Here is a 22,581-nt window from a genome sequence, read left to right on the forward strand (position 1 = left end):
ATTGGTGTAAATATAATCCCATTATAAATTATGCTATAATTTATAGGAGTTATACTAATAGATAATAAAAGGATTTTGACAACTATGAAATTAATTGTAGGGTTAGGTAACCCAGGAAAGAAATACCAAAAAACAAAACACAATGTTGGCTTCATGGCGATTGATAAGTTTTGTGACAGTCACCATCTGAACTTAGATAGTGAAAAGTTCATGGGCAGTTTTACAAAGACTGTTATCAATGGTGAATCAGTTATTTTAGCTGAACCCTTAACTTATATGAATGATTCTGGTCGACATGTTTCTCAACTCGCACACTTTTTTAAAGTAGAACCTGAAGATATTTTAGTTATTCAAGATGACATGGATTTACCTATGGCTAAAATTAGATTGCGTCAATCAGGATCAGCTGGTGGTCATAATGGGATTAAGAGTATCATCAATGGACTTGGCACAAAATCATTTCCAAGATTAAAAGTGGGTATTAAGCATCCCGAAAATGCAACTGTTGTCAATTGGGTACTCAGCCCATTTGCTGGTGAAGATGCTAAAGCAATCGATGATTCATTGGATACTGTAGTTGAAATTTTAGAAAAATTCATCGCCGGTGAATCTATGAACAAGTTAATGAATCAATACAATTAGTCAAACAGAAATGGGGGTTGAATGATGAAAATTATTGATTTTATTAATAAAAGTGACCCCTTTACTGAATTTATCAGTCAAACCCAAAAATCCAAACGGTCATTATTAACAGGGGTTAATCCCAATGCACAGCCTATCTTTTTGCAGTCAATTTTAAAGCAAGTTGAAGAGCCAATGTTAGTCGTAATGGAATCAACACATAAGGCAGCCGGATTATATCAAAGTCTTTCAGCCATTATGACTACGGATAACTTACATTACTTTGATGTAGATCCTTTAATTGCGACTCAGGGCGCTATTTCTTCAACTGAGGCGCTGACCAATCGAATTGAGGCACTTAACTTTTTGACGACTCAACAAGCAGGAATTGTGGTGACAACACCACAGTCTTTAGCTTATCCGTTAACAAGTCCAAAAGCCTTTGCAGCGGCTAATTATCAGCTGGCTATTGATCAAGACTATCCTTTGGATGAATTAATTGCTTGGTTAGTTAAAAGTGGCTATCAACGTGATCAGATGGTCGTTAAATCAGGTGAGTTTGCTTTGAGAGGGGATATTCTAGATGTTTATCCGTTAACACAGTCACAGCCTATTAGGCTTGAATTTTTTGGTGATACACTTGAGACGATTAAACTTTTTGATGTTGAAACGCAAAGAAGTTTACAAACCAAAGAATCTATTGAATTATTGCCAGCTAAAGACCGTGTCTTTGATAGTGAACAATTAAAACAAGCAGGGCAAAAGTTAGCAGAAGCTTTAGCAGATAATTCAGATGAAGAGGCCTACTTAGACCAAAAGCAAGCACGAGATTTATTACTGGATGGTATTGTGCCAGACAAAATGAGCTTTTATATGAACTATTTGCAAGATACGCAGTATGGGTTACTAGATTATCTTGCTAAAGATGGTCTATTTGTGCTCAATGATTTGCCAGCAATTAATGATAATGTGCGTGAGAATAGTTTGTTAAATGAGCAATATCAAACGCAGGAAATTAACGAAAAACGTTGGTTAGATTCTCAAAATGCCAAATGGACATTCTTTGATAGTTTTCATCAAGATAAGCATCCCCAACTCTTGTTATCTCTTTTTCAAAGAGGGATGGGTCGACTAAAATTAGATCAAATTTGTGATTATAAAACGCAAATTCCGCAACAATTTTTCTCACAGATGCCACTAATCAAAACTGAACTTGAACGCTATCAACTACAAGACCAAACGGTGGTCGTCCAAGCAGATAGCCAAGAGCGTGCAAAAAAATTGGCGCAGACTTTCCAAGATTTTGAAATAACGATAAGTTATCATCAAACGGGTGATATTAAAGCTAATCAAACCCAACTGATTGCTGGTGATTTGCCCCATGGCTTTATTTTGACGAATCAACGGTTTGTTTACTTAACTGAGCGCGAACTTTTCAATGCTAAGCCAAAGAAAAAACGCCAACGTGTTGAAAAGATTGAAAATGCGCAGCGAATTAAAAATTATAGTGAGCTTAAACCTGGCGATTATGTTGTACATGTTAATCATGGGATTGGGCGATTTGAAGGGATTCAAACCTTAGTTACAAACGATGTTCCAAAAGATTATATCACCATCACCTATCAAAAAGGCGATCAATTATTTGTGCCAGCCGATCAATTAAAACTAGTACAAAAATATGTCGCTGCAGAAGGTAAGAGCCCTAAAATCAACAAATTGGGTAGCAGTGAATGGGCCAAAACTAAGCGTAGTGTAGCAGCTAAAATCGAAGATATTGCTGATGAACTTATTGATCTCTATGCTCAACGTGAAAGTGAAAAAGGCTTTGCCTTTTCACCCGATAATCAAATGCAAAGAGATTTTGAATCTGCCTTTCCATATGTTGAAACCGGTGACCAAATCCGCAGTATTAATGAAATTAAACAAGATATGGAAAAAACGCGACCAATGGATCGACTATTGGTTGGAGATGTTGGTTTTGGAAAAACTGAAGTGGCAATTCGAGCAGCTTTTAAGGCAGTTCAAGATAATAAACAAGTTGCCTTTTTAGTACCTACAACAATTTTAGCCCAACAGCATTATGAAAACATGCTTGAACGTTTTCGTGATTTTCCAGTTAACATTGCAGTGGTTTCTCGTTTTCAAACGGCTAAACAAGTTAAAGAAATTATTACCCAACTTAAAGAAGGTCAAGTGGATATTTTAGTTGGGACGCATCGCTTGTTATCACAAGATATTAAGTTTAAAGATTTAGGCCTACTGATTGTGGATGAAGAGCAGCGATTTGGTGTTAAGCATAAAGAACGTCTAAAAGCATTGAAAGCACAAGTTGATGTATTGACTTTAACGGCAACGCCAATTCCAAGAACGCTTCACATGTCAATGGTCGGAGTGAGAGATTTATCTGTCATTGAGACTGCGCCAACTAACCGTTTCCCTATCCAAACCTATGTGATGGAACAAAACGAAAGCGTGATTAAAGAAGCTATTTTACGTGAGCTTAGACGAGATGGACAGGTTTTTTACTTGCATAATCGCGTGGAAGATATTGAAAGTGTCGTCTTTTATCTGCAACAGCTAGTGCCCGAATCACGTGTTGGTTATATCCATGGCCAAATGAGTGAACATCAACTTGAAAATGTGATGTTAGACTTTATTAATGGGGATTACGATGTATTAGTGACGACAACCATTATTGAAACGGGTGTGGATTTACCCAATGCGAACACGTTAATTGTGGAAAATGCAGACTATTATGGGTTGTCACAGTTGTATCAATTGCGTGGACGTGTTGGACGTTCCAATCGTTTAGCTTATGCTTACTTGCTTTATCAAGAAAATAAAGTGTTAACTGAAGTTGGCCAAAAGCGTTTAGAAGCCATTAAAGACTTTACGGAGTTGGGCTCAGGATTTAAGATAGCCATGCGAGACTTATCAATTCGAGGGGCCGGAAATATGTTGGGTAAACAACAACACGGCTTTATTGACGCTGTCGGATTTGATTTATACTCACAAATGCTCGAAGAAGCGGTTAAAAAACGTCAAGGTAAACAAAAAGCGGTTAAGACAACGGATTCTGTTATTAATCTGGATTTACAAGCTTATATTCCAGATGAGTATATTAATGACCAGCCACAAAAAATTGAAATCTATAAGCGGATTAAGATGATTGAGGCAAGTGATGAAATTCCAAAGATTGAAGATGAATTACTTGATCGATTTGGTGATTATCCAGAGCCTGTAGAACACTTACTTCAAATAGCAGAATTAAAACTATTAGCTGAACAAGCACAAGTTAAATTAGTTAGACAACAAGCCTTACAGTTAGCGGTGACTTTTGATAAAGCAGCAACTGAAATTTTAAAAGGTGCTAAAGCTTTCAAAGCACTAAGTGAAACCTCACTTAAAGCAAAAGTAGCGCTTAACAGACAACAAGCCCTACAAATTAACTTAATGACAACAAAAGATATGCCCGTTAGAAAATGGATTGCTGAATTGAGTTCATTTTTAACGGCAGCATCGCATTTATTAAATGAAAAGGAGACAACTTCATGAGAATTGATCGTTTTTTAAAAGTATCAAGAATTATTAAAAGAAGAACCATCGCAAAAGAAATGGCTGATCAAGGCCGTATTAAAGTCAATGACAAAGTGATTAAATCTTCTAGTAAAGTTCAAATTGGTGATATTTTAGAAGTCACTTTTGGTAATCGAACAATTAAAGCTCGTATTTTAAATCTTCTAGAGACAACTAAAAAAGCTGAAGCACAAGAATTATATGAATTAGTTGACTAATAGGGGGAAACAAAATGGGTCGTAAAGTCAAACACACTTATCAAATTGCTTCAAGTGAAAAGAGTGTTTTTAAAAAACAACGTCACGAAAGAAAAGTTCATGTAAGAAGACGCCGATTATATGCGGCGCTATTTGGATTTATTGTGCTATTAACTGGGATGCAAATTACGAAAATGACCATCGATACGCATAATTTGAATGTTCAAGCAGAAGAAAGTCAGCAGAAATTAGATACGTTACTACAAAAGCAGCATTTATTGGCAAATGAAGAGCAACGATTGAATGATCCTGAGTATCTGCAAAAAGTTGTTCGAGATAAATACCTTTACTCAAAACCGAATGAAGTAATATTTGATATTTCAGATAATAGTCAATCAAAGTAAGAGAGGTGTCCTATGATTTCACAAGGTCAAAGATTAACGGGAACTATTAATAATGTAGCCTCCTTTGGTGTTTTTGTGACACTGGATGATAAGCATCATGGCTTAATTAAGCGACAAGAACTTGAATATGGTAAAAATGATGACTGGCAAATGTACTATGATGTCAATCAAGCGATTGATTGCGTGGTGTTGTCAGCTGAGACCCCACAAAAAATTGCGCTATCACAAACCCAATATGATAATCCCGAGCTAAAAGATTTATCTAATCCATTAGAGGCAGATCATACTCAGTCTTTTTCAAAAAAGATTGAGCAAGTATTAAAACAAGCTAATGAGTTTCTTGAAAAATATGCTGCTGAGCAATGATGAGTATCAAGCAAAGATTCAGTCAAAAATTAAATGACTTACAAATCGATACAACATCAGCTAAAATAGTTGTTGCTGTTTCTGCAGGGCCAGATTCAATGGCTCTGTTAGATTTGCTTTATCATAGCTTAGCTAATCCCCAAAGCCAATTAATTGTGGCGCACGTTAATCATCAGTTAAGACCGGGTTCAGATGAAGAACTTCAAGTTGTGCAACACTATGCAACTGATAAGGGATTGGTTGTTGAAAATTATGATTGGCCAGTTGCTGAACATCCCAAAACAGGTGTTGAAGCTTCCGCTCGAATAATGCGCTATCAATTTATGCATCGCTTGCAAAAAAAATGGCAAGCCTCTTATGTAATGACGGCTCATCACGGTGATGATGTGGCAGAAACAATCTTGCTGAAATTGATTCGAAGTGGGGATGCACAAGAAATGGCCTCACTTTCTGAAAAACGCGAATTTTATGAAGGGGAGTTAATACGTCCCTTGCTTAATTTTTCAAAACAGCAGTTGTTAACTTATTTAGTTAATCAACAAATTGATTACGTAACAGATGAAACTAATGCCACTGATTTTACAATGCGTAATCGGATTCGCCATCATGTTATCCCAAAAATGAGCGACGAAACCAATCATTTGATTGAAAATAGTCAACGTTATCAGCAAAGTGTGACAAAATTAACACAAGCGCAAACTCAGCTTTTTCAGTTGGTGACGACGCTCACACAAGTAACCGCAAAACTTTATCGAGGTAAAATTAAAGATTTTACTAAAATTCCCAAAACTAATTGGTCAGATTATGTGAGTTATTTAACAATGCAGGCGTTTAGTGATAAAGTATTTTTATCTGAACAGCAAGTTAAACAGCTGAAACATATTTTGACTGAAACAGGTCGGTTAACACTTACCCGTGATGTTGAGCTTTTAGTGAAAGAGAATCAATTTTTTCTGGCTCATAAACAACCGCAAATTGAGTCGCAGATGATTCAATTGAATCAGCCTGTGCATATTTTGGGGCAAGTTTATTTATTGAGTGAAACGAAAAAAGTAACAGGATTTAAATTTGTTGCGACTTTTGATGTTCCACTCAATGAGCCGTTGTATCTAGGTCTTACTCCTAACCAACCAGTTTTACTTTCAGATAGTCGACACCAAAAAGTGAAAAAGGTTTTTGCTAAAGCAGGTGTTCCGACCGTGTTAAAAGGGTATTATCTGTCAATTTATGGTTCAGATATCTATTGGATTCAAAATATTTATCATTACAATTCTTTAGCCCAACAGTCTAGAAAATTAAATCTCTTTGTGGCAAAATAATAAGAAGTAGTTTATGAAATCGGAGGTTACTTATGAATAGGAGTCCCAAAAAATTTAGGAATAATATAATCTTTTATATTATTGCCGTAATCATTATTTTGGCAGGATTTAACTGGTTCTTTAATGGTGGAAACAGTAAATCAGTCAAAAATGTTAGTTATTCAGAATTTATTACGCAACTGAACGACAATAGTATCGACAAGTTCAGTATGCAACCAGTTAATGGTGCTTATACGGTTTCAGGAACTTATAAAACAAGTCAAACAAACCAATCGTCAAATAATTCAATGTTATCGATTTTGACAGGTGGACAAAATTCATCAACTCAAAACTTTTCAACAACAATTTTGGCAAATGATAACACTGTTAAACAAGTAACAGATTTAGCACAAAGCAAAAACGTGAATGTTTCAATGGATGGTGAACCCCAGACTGGGATTTGGCTAACATTGCTAGGTTCATTTTTACCAATCATCATTATGGTAATTATTTTCTTCATGTTAATGGGTGGTGCTAGAGGTGGCCAAGGAGGCGGTGGAAACCGTATGATGAACGTTGGCCGTTCAAAAGCAAAACCTGAAGATCCATCTAAAAACAAAATTAGATTTAGTGATGTAGCTGGTGCCGAAGAAGAAAAACAAGAACTGGTTGAAGTGGTTGAATTCTTGAAACAACCTAAACGCTTCGCTAGTCTTGGCGCTCGTATTCCATCAGGTGTCTTACTTGAGGGACCTCCCGGAACTGGTAAAACACTTTTAGCTAAAGCCGTTGCTGGTGAAGCTAAAGTGCCATTTTATAGTATTTCTGGTTCTGACTTCGTTGAAATGTTTGTCGGAGTTGGGGCTTCTCGTGTTCGTGATTTATTTGAAAATGCTAAAAAATCAGCACCAGCTATCATCTTCATTGATGAGATTGATGCTGTTGGTCGTCAACGTGGCGCCGGCATGGGCGGTGGAAACGATGAACGTGAACAAACCTTAAACCAATTGCTAGTTGAAATGGATGGGTTTAATGGAACTGAAGGCGTTATTGTGATGGCCGCAACTAACCGTTCTGATGTTTTAGATCCAGCGCTACTTCGTCCAGGTCGTTTTGACCGTAAAGTCTTGGTTGGCCGTCCTGATGTTAAAGGTCGTGAAGCTATCTTGAAAGTTCACGCTAAAAACAAACCTTTAGCAGCAGATGTTGACTTGAAACTTGTAGCTCGTCAAACACCAGGTTTTGTTGGGGCTGATCTTGAAAACTTACTTAATGAAGCCGCTTTAGTAGCCGCAAGAAGAAATGATACCAAAATTACGTCACTTGATATTGATGAAGCAGAAGATCGCGTGATTGCAGGTCCTGCTAAACGAGACCGTAAGACTTCAGAAAAATATCGTCAAATTGTGGCCTATCACGAAGCTGGACACGCTTTAATTGGTCTAGTATTAAGTGATTCAAGAACGGTTAGAAAAGTAACGATTGTTCCTCGTGGTCGTGCAGGTGGTTATGCCATTACGTTACCTAAAGAAGACCAATTCCTACTAAGTAAAAAAGACTTAGAAGAACAAATTGTTGGTTTAATGGGTGGACGTACAGCTGAAGAATTAATTTTCAACAGTCTATCATCTGGTGCATCAAATGACTTTGAACAAGCAACCCAAATTGCACGTACTATGGTAACTCAATATGGAATGAGTGATGTTTTAGGAACTGTTGCATTAGAACAAGAAGGACAATCAGCATATGGTCAAGGACCTTCTTATAGTCAAGATACAGCTGCTAAAATTGATCAAGAAGTTCGTCGCATTATTAATGAAGCACACACACGTGCAGCCGAAATCATTAAAGAGTACCACGAACAACATGATTTAATTGCAAAAGCTTTACTTGAATATGAAACATTGAATGAAACTCAAATTCTTTCATTATTCAAAGAAGGTAAAATGCCAGAACAACCAACTGAATTTCCTAGCGAAAAAGAAGCAGCAGATTATGAAGAATCAAAAAAAGCTGCTGATCAGCAAGAAAAACAATCTGAAGTAAAAAATGCTGAAGAAATCAGTGACCAAGAAAAATCAGAAAAAGACTTAGAAAAAGAAGTCACATCTAGTAAAAAAGATGTTGACTCTGATACAATAAAAAACGATGATAATAATCGTAAAGATAAATAACAAAAACAGAGCCTAATGGCTCTGTTTTTTAATGAGGTGTAAAAAAATGAAAGATTATTTAATTAAAGCCATATCAAAAGATAAAGCCTTTAGAATTCTAGCTGTTTCAGCCACAGAATTAGTGTCAACGGCACAACAAAAGCACGACACTTACAGTGCATCTTCTGCAGCATTAGGACGAGGATTAATTGGAACATTGCTATTGAGTACAGCAACTTTAAAAGGTGATGATACTTTAACTGTTCGTATTCAAGGTGATGGTCCTGCTGGGGCATTAGTCATTGATGGTAATGCTAATGGTACGGTGAAAGGATATATCCAAAATCCGCACGTTCATTTACCACTTAATGAAAGTGGCAAAATTGATGTTAAAGGTGCAGTGGGAACAAGTGGTATGTTTAGTGTCACAAAAGATTTGCATATGAAAGAGCCGTTTACTGGTCAGGTTCCTTTGATTTCTGGTGAGTTAGGTGAAGACTTTACTTACTACTTAGCTAAATCTGAACAAATTCCTTCAGCTGTTGGATTGTCATGTTTTGTTAATCCAAATAATTCAATCGGTGCAGCTGGTGGATTTATGATTCAGGTATTACCTAATGCAAGCGAAGAAAGTATTGCAAAACTAGAAGAAAGCTTAAAACAATTGCCACTAGTTTCTAAATTAGTGCGTGAAGGCAAAACACCAGAAGAGATTACCGAAATGATTTTTCCTGAAGGTGTGGATGTCTTAGACACAATGGATGTAGCATTTGAGTGTGATTGTAGTAAAGACCGTTTTGAAAAATCATTAGCAACTTTGAAAAAATCAGAGATTGAGGCTATGATTGAAGAAGACCACGGTGCTGAAGCAGTATGTAAATTCTGTAACGCACATTATCATTATAGTGAGTCAGACTTGAAAGATATTTTAGCTAAACAAGGCTAAAACTGGTGTTGAGCCTTTTTGGATAAACTGATAAAATAGTACAGGTAAAAATGAGGTAGAGTGTCTATGTGGAAAATTGGAAATGTGGAAATTCCTAATCGCATTGTTGTCGCACCAATGGCTGGTATTTCAAACTCAGCTTTTCGTATCACAGCAAAAGAATGTGGTGCAGGATTAGTTGTTTGTGAAATGATTAGTGATAGGGGAATTATTCATCATAATAAGAAAACTTTAGATATGCTTTTTGTAGACCCTAAAGAGCACCCAATTAGTATTCAAATTTTCGGTGGAACTGTGGAAACATTAGTTGAAGCAGCTAAATTTGTGGATCAAAATACACAAGCTGATATTATTGATATTAATATGGGTTGCCCTGTGCCAAAAGTGGTTAAAACGGATGCAGGAGCAAGATGTTTGCTTGACCCTAATCGTATTTATGAAATGGTTAAAGCCGTTGTGGATGTCGTAGAAAAACCTGTTACAGTTAAAATGAGAACAGGTTGGGATGAAGACCACATTTATGCAGTTGAAAATGCATTGGCAGCTGAACGTGCAGGAGCAAGTGCCGTTGCCATGCATGGAAGAACCCGTAAACAAATGTATACGGGTAAAGCCGATTGGGATATTTTAAAACAAGTTAAAGAAGCTCTTTCTATTCCATTTATTGGAAATGGTGATGTCAAAACACCAGAAGATGCTAAACGCATGCTTGATGAAGTCGGTGCAGATGCGGTAATGGTTGGTCGTGCAGCTTTGGGTAATCCTTGGATTTTAGGCCAAATGGAACATTACCTTGAAACTGGTGAAATTGAACCTGAACCGACACCAAGAGAAAAAATTGACTTAGCTAAGTTACAATTGAATCGCTTGGTAGAATTAAAAGGTGAAAAAATTGCCGTACCAGAATTCCGCCAACAAGCAGCTTATTACTTGAAAGGAATTCCACGTGCTGCCAAAGCTCGTGCAGCAGTTAACCAAGTTTTCGCTAAAGAAGAAGTTTTTGAAATTCTAGACGACTTTGTCGCTCAATATGAAGCTAGAGAAAAATTAAAATCGGAGGGTAAATAAGTGGCTAAACAAGATAATCATCACCAAATGAATGACCAATTACGTGTTCGCCGTGAAAAATTACAAGAATTAATTGATAATGGAATTGATCCATACGGTAGTCGTTTTGAACGCACAGCTGTTGCAAAAGATTTACACGATCAATATGAAAACGAAGAAAAAGATGCGTTAGATGAAAAACACGTGACAGCAACTATTGCAGGTCGTATGATGACTAAACGTGGTAAAGGTAAAGTTGGATTTGCTGATATTCGTGATAATTCAGGAAAAATGCAAATCTACGTACGTAAAGATACTGTTGGTGAAGAAAACTACAAAATTTTCAAACGTGCTGACTTAGGTGATTTCCTAGGAATTACAGGTGACGTAATGAAAACAGATATGGGTGAGCTAACAATTAAAGCAACTCATGTAACTTTCTTATCAAAAGCACTACGTCCATTACCAGATAAATACCATGGTTTGACTAACATTGAACAAAAATATCGTCAAAGATATCTTGATTTAATCGCAAACCCAGACAGTTTTGACCGTTTCCAAAAGAGAAGCCAAATTATTTCAACAATTCGTCGTTACCTAGACCAAAACGGCTTTACTGAAGTTGAAACACCAGTATTGCATGACCAAGCTGGTGGAGCTGCAGCAAGACCATTTATTACACATCACAATGCATTAGATATTGATTTATACTTACGTATTGCACTTGAATTACACTTAAAACGTTTAATCGTTGGTGGAATGGAACGTGTTTATGAAATCGGTCGTGTATTCCGTAATGAAGGGCTAGATACAAAACATAACCCTGAATTTACAATGCTTGAATCTTATGCAGCTTACTTTGACTTCAAAGATGTCATGGATCAAACTGAAGGTATTTTCCGTTACATTGCTAAAGAAGTATTTGATACAGATACTATTACTTACCAAGGCGAAGAAGTTAAAATTGGTCAACCATTTAGACGTCTACACATGGTTGATGCTATTAAAGAACAAACAGGTGTTGACTTCTGGCGTGAAATGTCACTAGAAGAAGCCCGTAAAATTGCTGATGAACATAACGTTCATTATGAAGAATACTGGCAAGTTGGTCACATTATTAACGAATTTTTTGAAGAATTTGTTGAAGAAACTTTAGTCCAACCAACCTTTGTTTATGGGCATCCAATCGAAGTTTCACCACTTGCTAAGAAAAATTCTGAAGATTCACGCTTTACAGATCGCTTCGAATTGTTTATAGTTAAGAGTGAGTTTGCTAATGCGTTTACCGAACTTAATGATCCAATTGATCAAAGACAACGTTTTGAAGCACAAGTTGCAGAACGTGAAGCAGGTAATGATGAAGCAACTGGAATCGATGAAGATTACATCGAAGCATTAGAATATGGTATGCCACCTACAGGTGGACTTGGAATTGGGATTGATCGTTTAGTAATGTTATTCACTGATGCACCATCTATTCGTGACGTTCTATTATTCCCAACCATGCGTCCAGAATATCATGACCAACCAAATGAAGAATAATCACTAAAAGCAGGATATCCTGCTTTTACTACGAGTCGTTAGCTCAGTTGGTAGAGCATCTGACTTTTAATCAGAGGGTCGGCAGTTCGAGCCTGCCACGACTCATTTAATACACACTGTGTATTGATGCGGAAGTAGTTCAGTGGTAGAACATCACCTTGCCATGGTGGGGGTCGCGGGTTCGAATCCCGTCTTCCGCTTTTTAATAACCTACAAGTTTGTGTGGGTTATTTTTTTATCCCTAAAATGAGTTCGATTTTAAATTAAAGGCTATTAGATGTACAATAGCAGTAGGAAAAGAATGCACAGTAAAAAGCAAATAATTAATTAAGAATAAGATTAATTGTCATTTTGATATTTACATTTATAATCAAATCCTTTACTGTATACTTCTATAATAGATTGGCGGTGTAATAATGGAAAACATGTTTACAGATAGTGCAAAAGTCGCACTAACAATTTCACAAGAACAAGCAACTTACTTTAAACATCGTGTGATTGGCACTGAGCACCTACTACTTGGTTTAGTGATGGAATCACACGGCACAGCAGGTCACTTGTTGCGTGAACTAGGGGTATCGACAACTGATATTCGTGAAGAAATTGAAACGTATACCGGTTATGGTGTTGAGTTATCGACACCTATTAAAGGTGAATTTTTACCTTATTCTCCTAGAGCTAAACAAGTCATGACATTGTCTGGCCAAATTGCACGACAATTAGGCGCTGATAAAGTTGGCACTGAACATTTACTAATGGCTTTAGTTCAAAATGAGAACGTGTTATCAGGTAAAATTTTGAAAAACCTCGGGTTTAGTTTGTCACGAATTTACCAAGAATTATTACAGCAATTAGGTATTCAAGATAATGAAAACTTCAAAAAACCAGAACTAAATACAGCTAAAACACAAAATAATCGACAACAAGCTGGCAAATCAAAGACACCAACTTTAGATAAATTGGCTAATAATTTAAATGATAAAGTTAAACAAGGACAGGTTGATCCAGTAATTGGTCGTGATGCAGAAACTCATCGTGTCATTCAAATTCTGTCACGTCGAACCAAAAACAACCCCGTTTTAGTGGGGGATCCAGGTGTCGGTAAGACGGCCATTGCAGAAGACTTGGCTGCTAAAATCGAAGCAGGACAAGTCCCAACTGTTTTGAAAAAGAAACGGGTTATGTCACTTGATATGGGCTCTTTAGTGGCCGGTACGAAGTATCGTGGTGAGTTTGAAGACCGCTTGAAAAAAGTGATGGATGAAATTAAACAAGACGGCGAAGTTATTTTATTTATTGATGAATTGCATACCTTAATTGGTGCTGGTGGTGCTGAAGGTGCAATTGATGCTTCAAATATTTTGAAACCTTCGCTTGCTCGTGGTGATATTCAAGTTATTGGTGCTACTACTTATGATGAGTACCAAAAATATATTGAAAAAGATTCAGCACTTGAACGTCGTTTTGCACAAGTGAAAGTAGATGAGCCAACAACAGCTGAAACTGAACAAATTTTGGCAGGTCTTAAAAAGACTTATGAAAACTTTCACGGGGTAACGATTTCACAAGATGCGATTGATGCAGCTGTTGAAATGAGTCAACGCTACATTACTAATCGCTTTTTACCTGACAAAGCTATCGACTTAATTGATGAGGCGGCAGCAAAAGTTAAAATTGAAGGGTTTGAAGATAGCGAAGACCAACAAATCATTCCGCTTGAAAAAGATTTGGAAGACTTGTTGAATCAAAAAGATAAGGCTATTTTTAACCAAGATTTTGAACAAGCTGCTAAATTGCGTTATCAAGAAACACAACTTCGTCAAACGATTTACCGTATGACTGAAGAAAAAGTCAAAGCACAACAAGCTAAACAACAAGTAACGCGTGAAGATGTTGCAGAAGTTATTTCAACTTGGACGAAGATTCCATTAACACAACTTGATTCAAATGAAGCAACACGTTTATTGGACCTTGAAAAAGAACTTCATCAAGAAGTTATTGGTCAAAATGATGCTGTTGTTGCGGTTTCAAGAGCGATTAGACGTGCACGTGCTGGTATTAAAGACCCTAATCGCCCAATTGGATCCTTCTTGTTCTTAGGACCAACAGGTGTGGGTAAAACCCAATTGGCTAAAGTGCTAGCTAAAACAATGTTTGGTTCTGTTGATAATTTAATTCGAGTGGATATGTCAGAACTATCAGAATCTTATAGTTCTTCAAAACTAGTCGGATCTGCTCCAGGATACGTTGGTTATGAAGAAGGTGGCCAACTAAGTGAACAAGTTCGTCAAAATCCTTACTCTGTCGTATTACTAGATGAGGTTGAAAAAGCTCACCCAGATATCTTTAACTTGTTACTACAAGTTTTAGATGACGGCTACTTAACTGATGCTAAAGGTCGTCGTGTTGATTTCAAAAATACCGTGATTATTATGACATCAAATCTAGGTGCACGTTCAATGAAAATTGATAAGACCGTTGGTTTTTCAAGTAATGATGAAACCCAACGTCAGCAACAACTCGAAAGTACGATTAAACAAGCAACGCAAGAATTCTTTACACCTGAATTCTTAAATCGTATCGATGAAACAATCATTTTCCAAGAACTACAAAAACCTGAATTACGTCAGATTGTCACACTAATGATGGGTGATTTGAAGTCACGACTTGCACAACAACAAATTGACTTATCAGTTTCAACTGCAGCACTAGATACAATTTTAGAAGCTGGCTTTGATGTTGAAAATGGTGCTCGTCCAATTCGTCGTGCTATTCAAGACAAAATTGAAAACGAATTAAGTGATCAACTTCTTAGACAAGATATTAAAGCAGGGGACTTAGTCAAAGTTGGTTCTTCAAAAAATGAACTTACTTTTAAAGTCACTTCGCAAAAAGAAGCTAAAAAAGCACAAAAAGGCGATAAAGTCCACAATTAACTTGACAAATTGAGATAGTATGTTTATAATTTGTATGATTGAAATTGGCTGTTGAAGTACAGTATTGCTCTGATCTATTGTCCAGAGTGATGATAAAAACAAAAATGGTACCCGTGTGCCGTTTTTGTTTTTTTATTGTCTAAAAACACCTTTTTTGATAGTTGTAACGTAAATGTAATATTACGTGTTTTTAACAGAAAGGATGGTCTTCTCTTGGTAGGTTCAAATATAAACTATGGTAAAAACCGTACTAGAAGAAGTTATTCACGAATTAAAGAAGTGCTACAACTTCCTAATTTAGTTGAAATACAAACAAGTTCATACGATTGGTTCCTAGAACGTGGACTAAAAGAAATGTTCGACGATATTATGCCAATCGATGATTTTGCTGGTAATCTGTCATTAGAGTTTGTGGATTATAAATTATCCGAACCTAAATATACGATGGATGAAGCAAGACAACATGATGCGAACTACTCAGCTCCGCTTCATGTGACTTTGAAATTAACAAATAATGAAACAGAAGAAATCAAAACGCAAGAAGTTTTCTTTGGTGACTTTCCATTAATGACACCTCAAGGAACTTTTATCGTAAACGGTGCAGAACGTGTTATTGTTTCTCAATTAGTTCGTTCTCCAGGTGTTTACTATAACTCTTCATTGGATAAAAATGGTCGTACTAACTTTGGTACAACAGTTATTCCAAACCGTGGAGCTTGGTTAGAATTTGAAACAGATGCAAAAGATATTTCATATGTACGTATTGATCGTACACGTAAATTACCAATTTCTGTTTTAATGCGTGCTTTAGGTTTTGAATCAGATAGTGATATTTTAGAAATTTTAGGTCAAAGTGATTCATTAAGCTATACCCTAGAAAAAGATATCCACAAAAACCCATTAGATACACGTACAGAAGAAGGATTGAAAGACATTTATGAACGTCTTCGCCCAGGTGAACCTAAGACAGCTGACAGCTCTCGTTCATTATTATACGCTCGCTTCTTTGATCCAAAACGTTACGACCTAGCACCTGTTGGACGTTACAAAATTAACAAAAAACTTTCATTAAAAACACGTCTATTAAACCAAACGTTAGCTGAAACTTTAGCTGATCCTGATACAGGTGAAGTTATTGCTCAAAAAGGTGATGTTATTGATAACCACTTAATGGAAACATTAGGTAAATTCTTAGACCGTGAAGACTTCAAAACAGTGACTTACCAACCATCAGAAGAATCAGTAATTACTGATCCAATGGTTGTTCAAAAGATCAAAGTATTTTCTAAAGAAGATCCTGAAAAAGAAGTTAACATTATTGGTAATGGTCATATCCCAGCAGATATTAAACACATTACAACTGCTGATATTATTGCTTCAATTAACTACTTCTTGAACCTACAAGAAGGTATTGGTGAAGTTGATGACATCGACCACTTAGGTAACCGTCGTATTCGTTCAGTTGGTGAATTGCTACAAAACCAATTCAGAATTGGTTTATCACGTATGGAACGTGTTGTACGTGAAAGAATGTCAATTCAAGATGCTTCAACTGTAACACCTCAACAATTGATCAATATTCGTCCAGTTGTAGCTTCAATCAAGGAATTCTTTGGTTCATCACAATTGTCACAATTCATGGATCAAACCAACCCACTTGGAGAATTGACTCACAAACGTCGTCTATCTGCCCTTGGACCTGGTGGTTTGACTCGTGATCGTGCCGGATATGAAGTTCGTGACGTTCACTACACTCACTATGGTCGTATGTGTCCAATCGAAACACCTGAAGGACCTAACATCGGGTTGATTAACTCACTAGCGTCATACGCTATTGTGAATAATTATGGTTTTATCGAAACACCATACCGTCGTGTTGACTGGACAACTCACAAGGTAACAGACAAGATTGACTACCTAACAGCTGACGAAGAAGATAACTACATTGTTGCTCAAGCTAACTCAAAACTTAACGATGATGGGTCATTTGCTAACCCAACTGTTTTGGCACGTCACCGTGATGATAACCTTGAAATTAGCACAGAAAAAGTTGACTACATGGACGTTATTCCAAAACAAGTTGTTTCTGTTGCTGCAGCATGTATTCCTTTCCTTGAAAACGACGACTCAAACCGTGCGTTGATGGGTGCTAACATGCAACGTCAAGCTGTGCCATTGGTACGTCCACATGCACCACTTGTTGGTACTGGTATGGAATACCGTGCAGCTCACGACTCAGGTACAGCACTTCTAGCTAAAAACGGTGGTATTGTAACTTACGCTGATGCACGTCGTATCGAAATCACAACTGATGAAGATGGAATCGACACTTACTACGTATCTAAATTTAGACGTTCAAATGCTGGTAAATCATACAACCAACAAACACTTGTTCGCCAAGGCGACCGTGTTGATGCTGGTGATGTTATTGCAGATGGTCCAGCTATGGAAAGTGGCGAACTTGCTTTAGGTCAAAACCCAATTATTGCGTTTATGACTTGGAACATGTACAACTTCGAAGATGCGATTGTTTTATCAGAAAAACTAGTTAAAGAAGATATTTATACTTCTATCCATATTGAAGAGTTTGAATCAGAAGCTCGTGATACAAAACTTGGACCTGAAGAAATCACACGTGAAATTCCAAACGTTGGGGAAGACTCATTAAGAGACCTTGACGAAACAGGTGTTATCCGTGTTGGTGCTGAAGTTCATGATGGTGATATTTTAGTTGGTAAAGTAACACCTAAAGGTGTAACTGAATTATCAGCTGAAGAACGTTTGTTGCACGCAATCTTTGGTGAAAAAGCACGTGAAGTTCGTGATACCTCACTACGTGTACCACACGGTGGTGGCGGAATTGTGCAAGACGTTAAAGTCTTTACACGTGAAGCTGGTGATGAACTATCTCCAGGTGTAAACAAATTGGTTCGCGTTTACATTACTCAAAAACGTAAAATCCAAGTTGGTGACAAGATGGCTGGTCGTCACGGTAACAAAGGGACTGTTTCAATCGTTGTTCCTGAAGAAGATATGCCATTCTTACCAGATGGAACACCAGTTGACATTTTATTAAACCCAATGGGTGTGCCATCACGTATGAACATTGGACAAGTTCTTGAATTACACTTGGGTATGGCTGCAAGAGAATTAGGAATCCACGTTGCATCCCCAGTATTTGATGGTGCAACAGATAGCGACTTATGGGATACAGTTAAAGAAGCTGGTATGGCTTCAGATGGTAAAACTGTTCTTTACGATGGTCGTACAGGTGATGCATTTGATAACCGTGTATCAGTTGGGGTTATGTACTACATGAAACTAGCTCACATGGTTGACGATAAATTGCACGCTCGTTCAATTGGACCTTACTCACTTGTTACACAACAACCACTTGGTGGTAAAGCACAATTTGGTGGACAAAGATTTGGTGAGATGGAAGTTTGGGCACTAGAAGCTTATGGTGCTGCTTACACCTTACAAGAAATCTTAACTTACAAGTCTGATGATGTTGTCGGTCGTGTAAAAACTTATGAAGCCATCGTTAAAGGTGAAAACATTCCAAAACCAGGTGTACCTGAATCATTCCGTGTGTTGGTTAAAGAATTGCAATCACTAGGACTTGATATGAAAGTACTAGATATCAACAAAGATGAACTAGAATTGCGTGACATGGATGATGACGATGACGATGTCGTAAATGTTGATGCTTTATCAAAAATGGCTGAAAAGCAAGAAGCTCAAAAGCTTGAAGAAGAAGCACACAAAGCTAATGATCTTTTAAATAATGATGAAGTTTCAAAATAGTAGGAGGTTAAGCTATTGATCGATGTTAACAAATTTGAGAGTATGCAAATTGGCCTAGCATCTCCAAATAAAATTAGAAGCTGGTCTTATGGTGAAGTTAAAAAACCAGAAACGATCAATTATAGAACATTAAAACCTGAACGCGATGGGTTGTTTGACGAACGTATTTTCGGTCCAACAAAGGATTGGGAATGTGCTTGTGGTAAATACAAACGTATTCGTTATAAAGGGATTGTTTGTGATCGTTGTGGTGTTGAAGTCACACGTGCCAAAGTTCGTCGTGAACGTATGGGACACATTGAATTAGCTGCTCCTGTTACACATATTTGGTACTTCAAAGGTATTCCAAGTCGTATGGGTCTTGTACTTGATATGAGTCCTCGTCACTTAGAAGAAGTAATTTACTTTGCTGCTTATGTTGTTATTGATCCAGGTAAATCAGACCTAGAACAAAAACAACTTCTAACAGAAGCTGAATACCGTGAAAAACGTGCTGAATTTGGTGCAACATTTAATGCCAAAATGGGTGCTGAAGGAATCAAAGAGTTACTTCAAAGTGTTGATCTTGAAGGTGAAGTTAAATCACTTAAAGAACAATTACAAACTGCTCATGGACAAAAGAGAACACGTGCTATCCGTCGTTTAGATATTCTAGACGCGTTCAAAAAATCAGGTAACTTACCTGAATCAATGGTAATGGAAGCAATTCCTGTTATCCCACCTGACCTACGTCCAATGGTTCAACTTGAAGGTGGTCGTTTTGCAACAAGTGATTTAAACGATTTATACCGTCGTGTTATTAACCGTAATAACCGTCTAAAACGTTTGCTTGACTTGAATGCGCCAAACATTATCGTTCAAAATGAAAAACGTATGTTACAAGAAGCGGTTGATGCTTTAATTGATAATGGTCGTCGTGGCCGTCCTGTTACAGGACCTGGTAACCGTCCATTGAAATCACTTTCACATATGCTTAAAGGTAAGCAAGGACGTTTCCGTCAAAACTTACTTGGTAAACGTGTTGACTATTCAGGTCGTTCTGTTATCGACGTTGGACCAACACTTAAGTTCTACCAAGCAGGTCTTCCACGTGAAATGGCACTTGAATTATTCAAACCATTTGTGATGCGTGAATTAGTTAAAAATGAACTAGCTTCAAATATCCGTAACGCTAAACGTAAAATTGATCGTCGTGATGATGACATTTGGGATGTTTTAGAAGAAGTTATTAAAGAAAGACCTGTTTTACTTAACCGTGCCCCTACGCTTCACCGTTTAGGTATTCAAGCGTTTGAACCGGTTCTAGTTGAAGGTAAAGCTATTCGTTTACACCCACTTGCAACTGAAGCGTATAACGCCGACTTTGATGGGGACCAAATGGCTGTTCACGTACCTTTATCTGACGAAGCTCAAGCAGAAGCTAGAATGCTAATGCTTGCTGCTCACCACATTTTGGCACCTAAAGATGGTCGTCCTATCGTTACACCTTCTCAAGACGTTGTTTTAGGTAACTACTACTTAACACTTGAAGAGCGTAATCGTGAAGGCGAAGGTATGATTTTCTACTCTGCTGAAGAAGCATTCCGTGCTTACCAAGCAGGTAAAATTCACTACCATACACGTATTGGTCTATCAACAGACTCAATGCCAGAAAAACCATTTACAGCTAACCAAAAAGGTAAAATCTTGTTAACTTCATTTGGTAAACTTGTGTTTAACCAAATCCTGCCAGAAGATTTTGTTTACGTAAATGAACCAACACAAGCTAACTTAGTCAGCGGTCTTTCAGATGATCACTTCCTAAATGTTGGTGAAGATATTCATGAAAAATTAGCTGAAAAACAATTAATCACACCATTCAAGAAAGGTTACTTGAGTGATGTCATTGCTGAAGTCTTCAAAGTTTACAAAGTTCAAAGAACTTCTGAATTACTTGATGACTTGAAGCAAGTGGGTTATGAAGTTTCAACAGTATCAGGACTTACAGTGGGTGTGGCTGACGTGCCAACATTACCTGATAAAGATGATATTGTTAACGACGCTCACAAAAAAGTTGCAACTGTTGCTAAACAATTCCGTCGTGGTTTGATTACTGATGAAGAACGTCACGAACGTGTTATCAGTGTTTGGAACGATGCAAAAGATACTATCCAACAACGATTAATTGATGACTTTGATCCATCAAACCCTATCAACATGATGAGTGACTCAGGAGCTCGTGGTAACATCTCGAACTTTACTCAACTTGCTGGTATGCGTGGTTTGATGTCCGCTCCTAACGGCGGTATGATGGAAGTTCCTGTTACATCTAACTTCCGTGAAGGTCTAACCGTTATGGAAATGTTCATGTCTACTCACGGTGCCCGTAAAGGAATGACCGATACGGCGTTGAAGACAGCTAACTCAGGTTACTTAACTCGTCGTTTGGTTGATGTGGCTCAAGATGTTATTGTTCGTGAAGAAGACTGTGGCACTGACCGTGGTTTAGTGGTTGAGTCAATCAAAGAAGGTAACGAAATGATTGAACCATTGTTCGATCGTTTAGTTGGTCGTTATACACAAAAATCAATTTTCCATCCTAAAACAGGTGAAGTACTTGTTAAACCAAATACTTTACTTGATGAAGAATCAGCACAAATGATTATTGATGCTGGTGTTGAAACGGTAACGATTCGTTCAGCCTTCACATGTAATACTAAACATGGTGTTTGTCAAAAATGTTACGGACGTAACTTGGCAACTGGTGAAGAAGTTGAAGTTGGTGAAGCAGTTGGTACTGTTGCTGCTCAATCAATCGGTGAACCCGGAACTCAGCTTACAATGAGAAACTTCCATACCGGTGGGGTTGCCGGGGGTGAAGATATCACTCAAGGTCTTCCTCGTGTGCAAGAGTTGTTTGAAGCTCGTAATCCTAAAGGGCTTGCAACTATTACAGAAGCTGCCGGAACAATTACTTCTATTGAAGAAAATCCAGCAGACCATACACGTGAAATTACAGTTGAAGGAAATATTGATACAAGAACTTACAGCGTACCTTATACAGCAAGTATGGCTGTTGCTGAAGGTGACGAAGTTCGTCGTGGGGACAAATTAACTCACGGTTCAATTGATCCAAAACAATTAATTCGTGTACGTGATGTACTATCTACAGAAACTTATATCTTAGATGAAATTCAAAAAGCTTACCGTATGCAAGGGGTAGAAATCTCAGATAAGCACGTTGAGGTTATGGCTCGTCAAATGCTACGTAAAGTACGTATTCTTGATCCAGGTGAAACAGATACATTACCAGGAACATTGATGGATATTAGTGAATTTACAGATAGCAACCGCGAAACAATTATCAACGGTGGCGTACCAGCTACTGGACAATCAGTTATCTTGGGTATTACAAAAGCTTCTCTTGAAACAAACAGTTTCTTGTCAGCTGCTTCCTTCCAAGAAACAACTCGTGTCCTTACTGATGCTTCTATCCGTGGTAAAAATGATCCACTTCTTGGACTTAAAGAAAACGTTATTATTGGTAAAATCATTCCAGCTGGTACTGGTATGGCCAAATATCGTGAGATGGAACCAATTGCTAAAAATGCAAAACCATCTTCAGTTTACTCAATTGCAGATATTGAAAAACAAATGCAAGAACAAGAAGAACAATCAACTAACTAGTTGGCACCAAAAAAGCGATTCA

13 protein-coding genes and 2 tRNA genes are annotated in these 22,581 nt (G+C 37.4%); all 15 read left to right on the top strand.

Going from position 1 to position 22,581, the window contains the following annotated elements; genetic code table 11:
- Positions 1-84 precede the first annotated feature (84 nt).
- The 15 genes from pth to rpoC all read left to right on the top strand — a co-directional run bounded on the left by pth (position 85) and on the right by rpoC (position 22,559).
- Positions 85-642 (top strand): aminoacyl-tRNA hydrolase, encoded by a 558-nt coding sequence (gene pth, locus R4Y45_RS02365; protein ID WP_339968896.1) that lies wholly within the window; start codon positions 85-87, stop codon positions 640-642.
- Between the two features lie 24 nt (positions 643-666).
- Positions 667-4,176 carry a transcription-repair coupling factor gene (gene mfd / locus R4Y45_RS02370; protein WP_339968898.1) on the top strand — a complete coding sequence of 1,170 codons (3,510 nt, stop codon included), beginning with the start codon at positions 667-669 and terminating at the stop codon, positions 4,174-4,176.
- Complete coding sequence (locus R4Y45_RS02375; RefSeq protein ID WP_339968900.1) at positions 4,173-4,415, top strand: RNA-binding S4 domain-containing protein; 243 nt, start codon at positions 4,173-4,175, stop codon at positions 4,413-4,415. The genes mfd and R4Y45_RS02375 overlap by 4 nt, the downstream gene beginning before the upstream one ends.
- Positions 4,416-4,429: 14 nt before the next feature.
- Complete coding sequence (locus R4Y45_RS02380) at positions 4,430-4,798, top strand: FtsB family cell division protein (protein ID WP_339968902.1); 369 nt, start codon at positions 4,430-4,432, stop codon at positions 4,796-4,798.
- Positions 4,799-4,810: 12 nt separating this feature from the next.
- A complete protein-coding gene (locus tag R4Y45_RS02385) occupies positions 4,811-5,164 on the top strand; it encodes a S1 RNA-binding domain-containing protein (RefSeq protein WP_339968904.1) in 354 nt (117 codons plus the stop codon).
- Positions 5,164-6,483 carry a tRNA lysidine(34) synthetase TilS gene (gene tilS / locus R4Y45_RS02390; RefSeq protein ID WP_339968906.1) on the top strand — a complete coding sequence of 440 codons (1,320 nt, stop codon included), beginning with the start codon at positions 5,164-5,166 and terminating at the stop codon, positions 6,481-6,483. The genes R4Y45_RS02385 and tilS overlap by 1 nt, the downstream gene beginning before the upstream one ends.
- A gap of 32 nt (positions 6,484-6,515) precedes the next feature.
- Positions 6,516-8,636 (top strand): ATP-dependent zinc metalloprotease FtsH, encoded by a 2,121-nt coding sequence (gene ftsH, locus R4Y45_RS02395; protein WP_339968908.1) that lies wholly within the window; start codon positions 6,516-6,518, stop codon positions 8,634-8,636.
- A gap of 46 nt (positions 8,637-8,682) precedes the next feature.
- The gene (hslO, locus tag R4Y45_RS02400; protein WP_339968910.1) at positions 8,683-9,561 is read left to right on the top strand and encodes an Hsp33 family molecular chaperone HslO; all 879 of its coding nucleotides are present in this window, start codon (positions 8,683-8,685) and stop codon (positions 9,559-9,561) included.
- A gap of 66 nt (positions 9,562-9,627) precedes the next feature.
- Positions 9,628-10,629, top strand: coding sequence for a tRNA dihydrouridine synthase DusB (gene dusB, locus R4Y45_RS02405; RefSeq protein WP_339968912.1), 1,002 nt, complete (start codon positions 9,628-9,630; stop codon positions 10,627-10,629).
- 27 nt (positions 10,630-10,656) lie between these two features.
- Positions 10,657-12,150, top strand: coding sequence for a lysine--tRNA ligase (gene lysS, locus R4Y45_RS02410; protein WP_339970241.1), 1,494 nt, complete (start codon positions 10,657-10,659; stop codon positions 12,148-12,150).
- A gap of 32 nt (positions 12,151-12,182) precedes the next feature.
- Positions 12,183-12,255, top strand: a tRNA-Lys gene (locus tag R4Y45_RS02415).
- Between the two features lie 23 nt (positions 12,256-12,278).
- Positions 12,279-12,350, top strand: a tRNA-Gly gene (locus tag R4Y45_RS02420).
- 216 nt (positions 12,351-12,566) lie between these two features.
- On the top strand, positions 12,567-15,086 hold the full coding sequence (locus tag R4Y45_RS02425) for an ATP-dependent Clp protease ATP-binding subunit (RefSeq protein WP_339968915.1): 2,520 nt from the start codon (positions 12,567-12,569) through the stop codon (positions 15,084-15,086).
- A 213-nt stretch (positions 15,087-15,299) separates the two neighbouring features.
- Positions 15,300-18,893 carry a DNA-directed RNA polymerase subunit beta gene (gene rpoB / locus R4Y45_RS02430; protein ID WP_339968917.1) on the top strand — a complete coding sequence of 1,198 codons (3,594 nt, stop codon included), beginning with the start codon at positions 15,300-15,302 and terminating at the stop codon, positions 18,891-18,893.
- A gap of 15 nt (positions 18,894-18,908) precedes the next feature.
- Positions 18,909-22,559, top strand: coding sequence for a DNA-directed RNA polymerase subunit beta' (gene rpoC, locus R4Y45_RS02435; protein ID WP_339968919.1), 3,651 nt, complete (start codon positions 18,909-18,911; stop codon positions 22,557-22,559).
- Positions 22,560-22,581: the final 22 nt, after the last annotated feature.

This window comes from Holzapfeliella saturejae (assembly GCF_037546065.1).
GTDB lineage: Bacteria > Bacillota > Bacilli > Lactobacillales > Lactobacillaceae > Holzapfeliella > Holzapfeliella saturejae.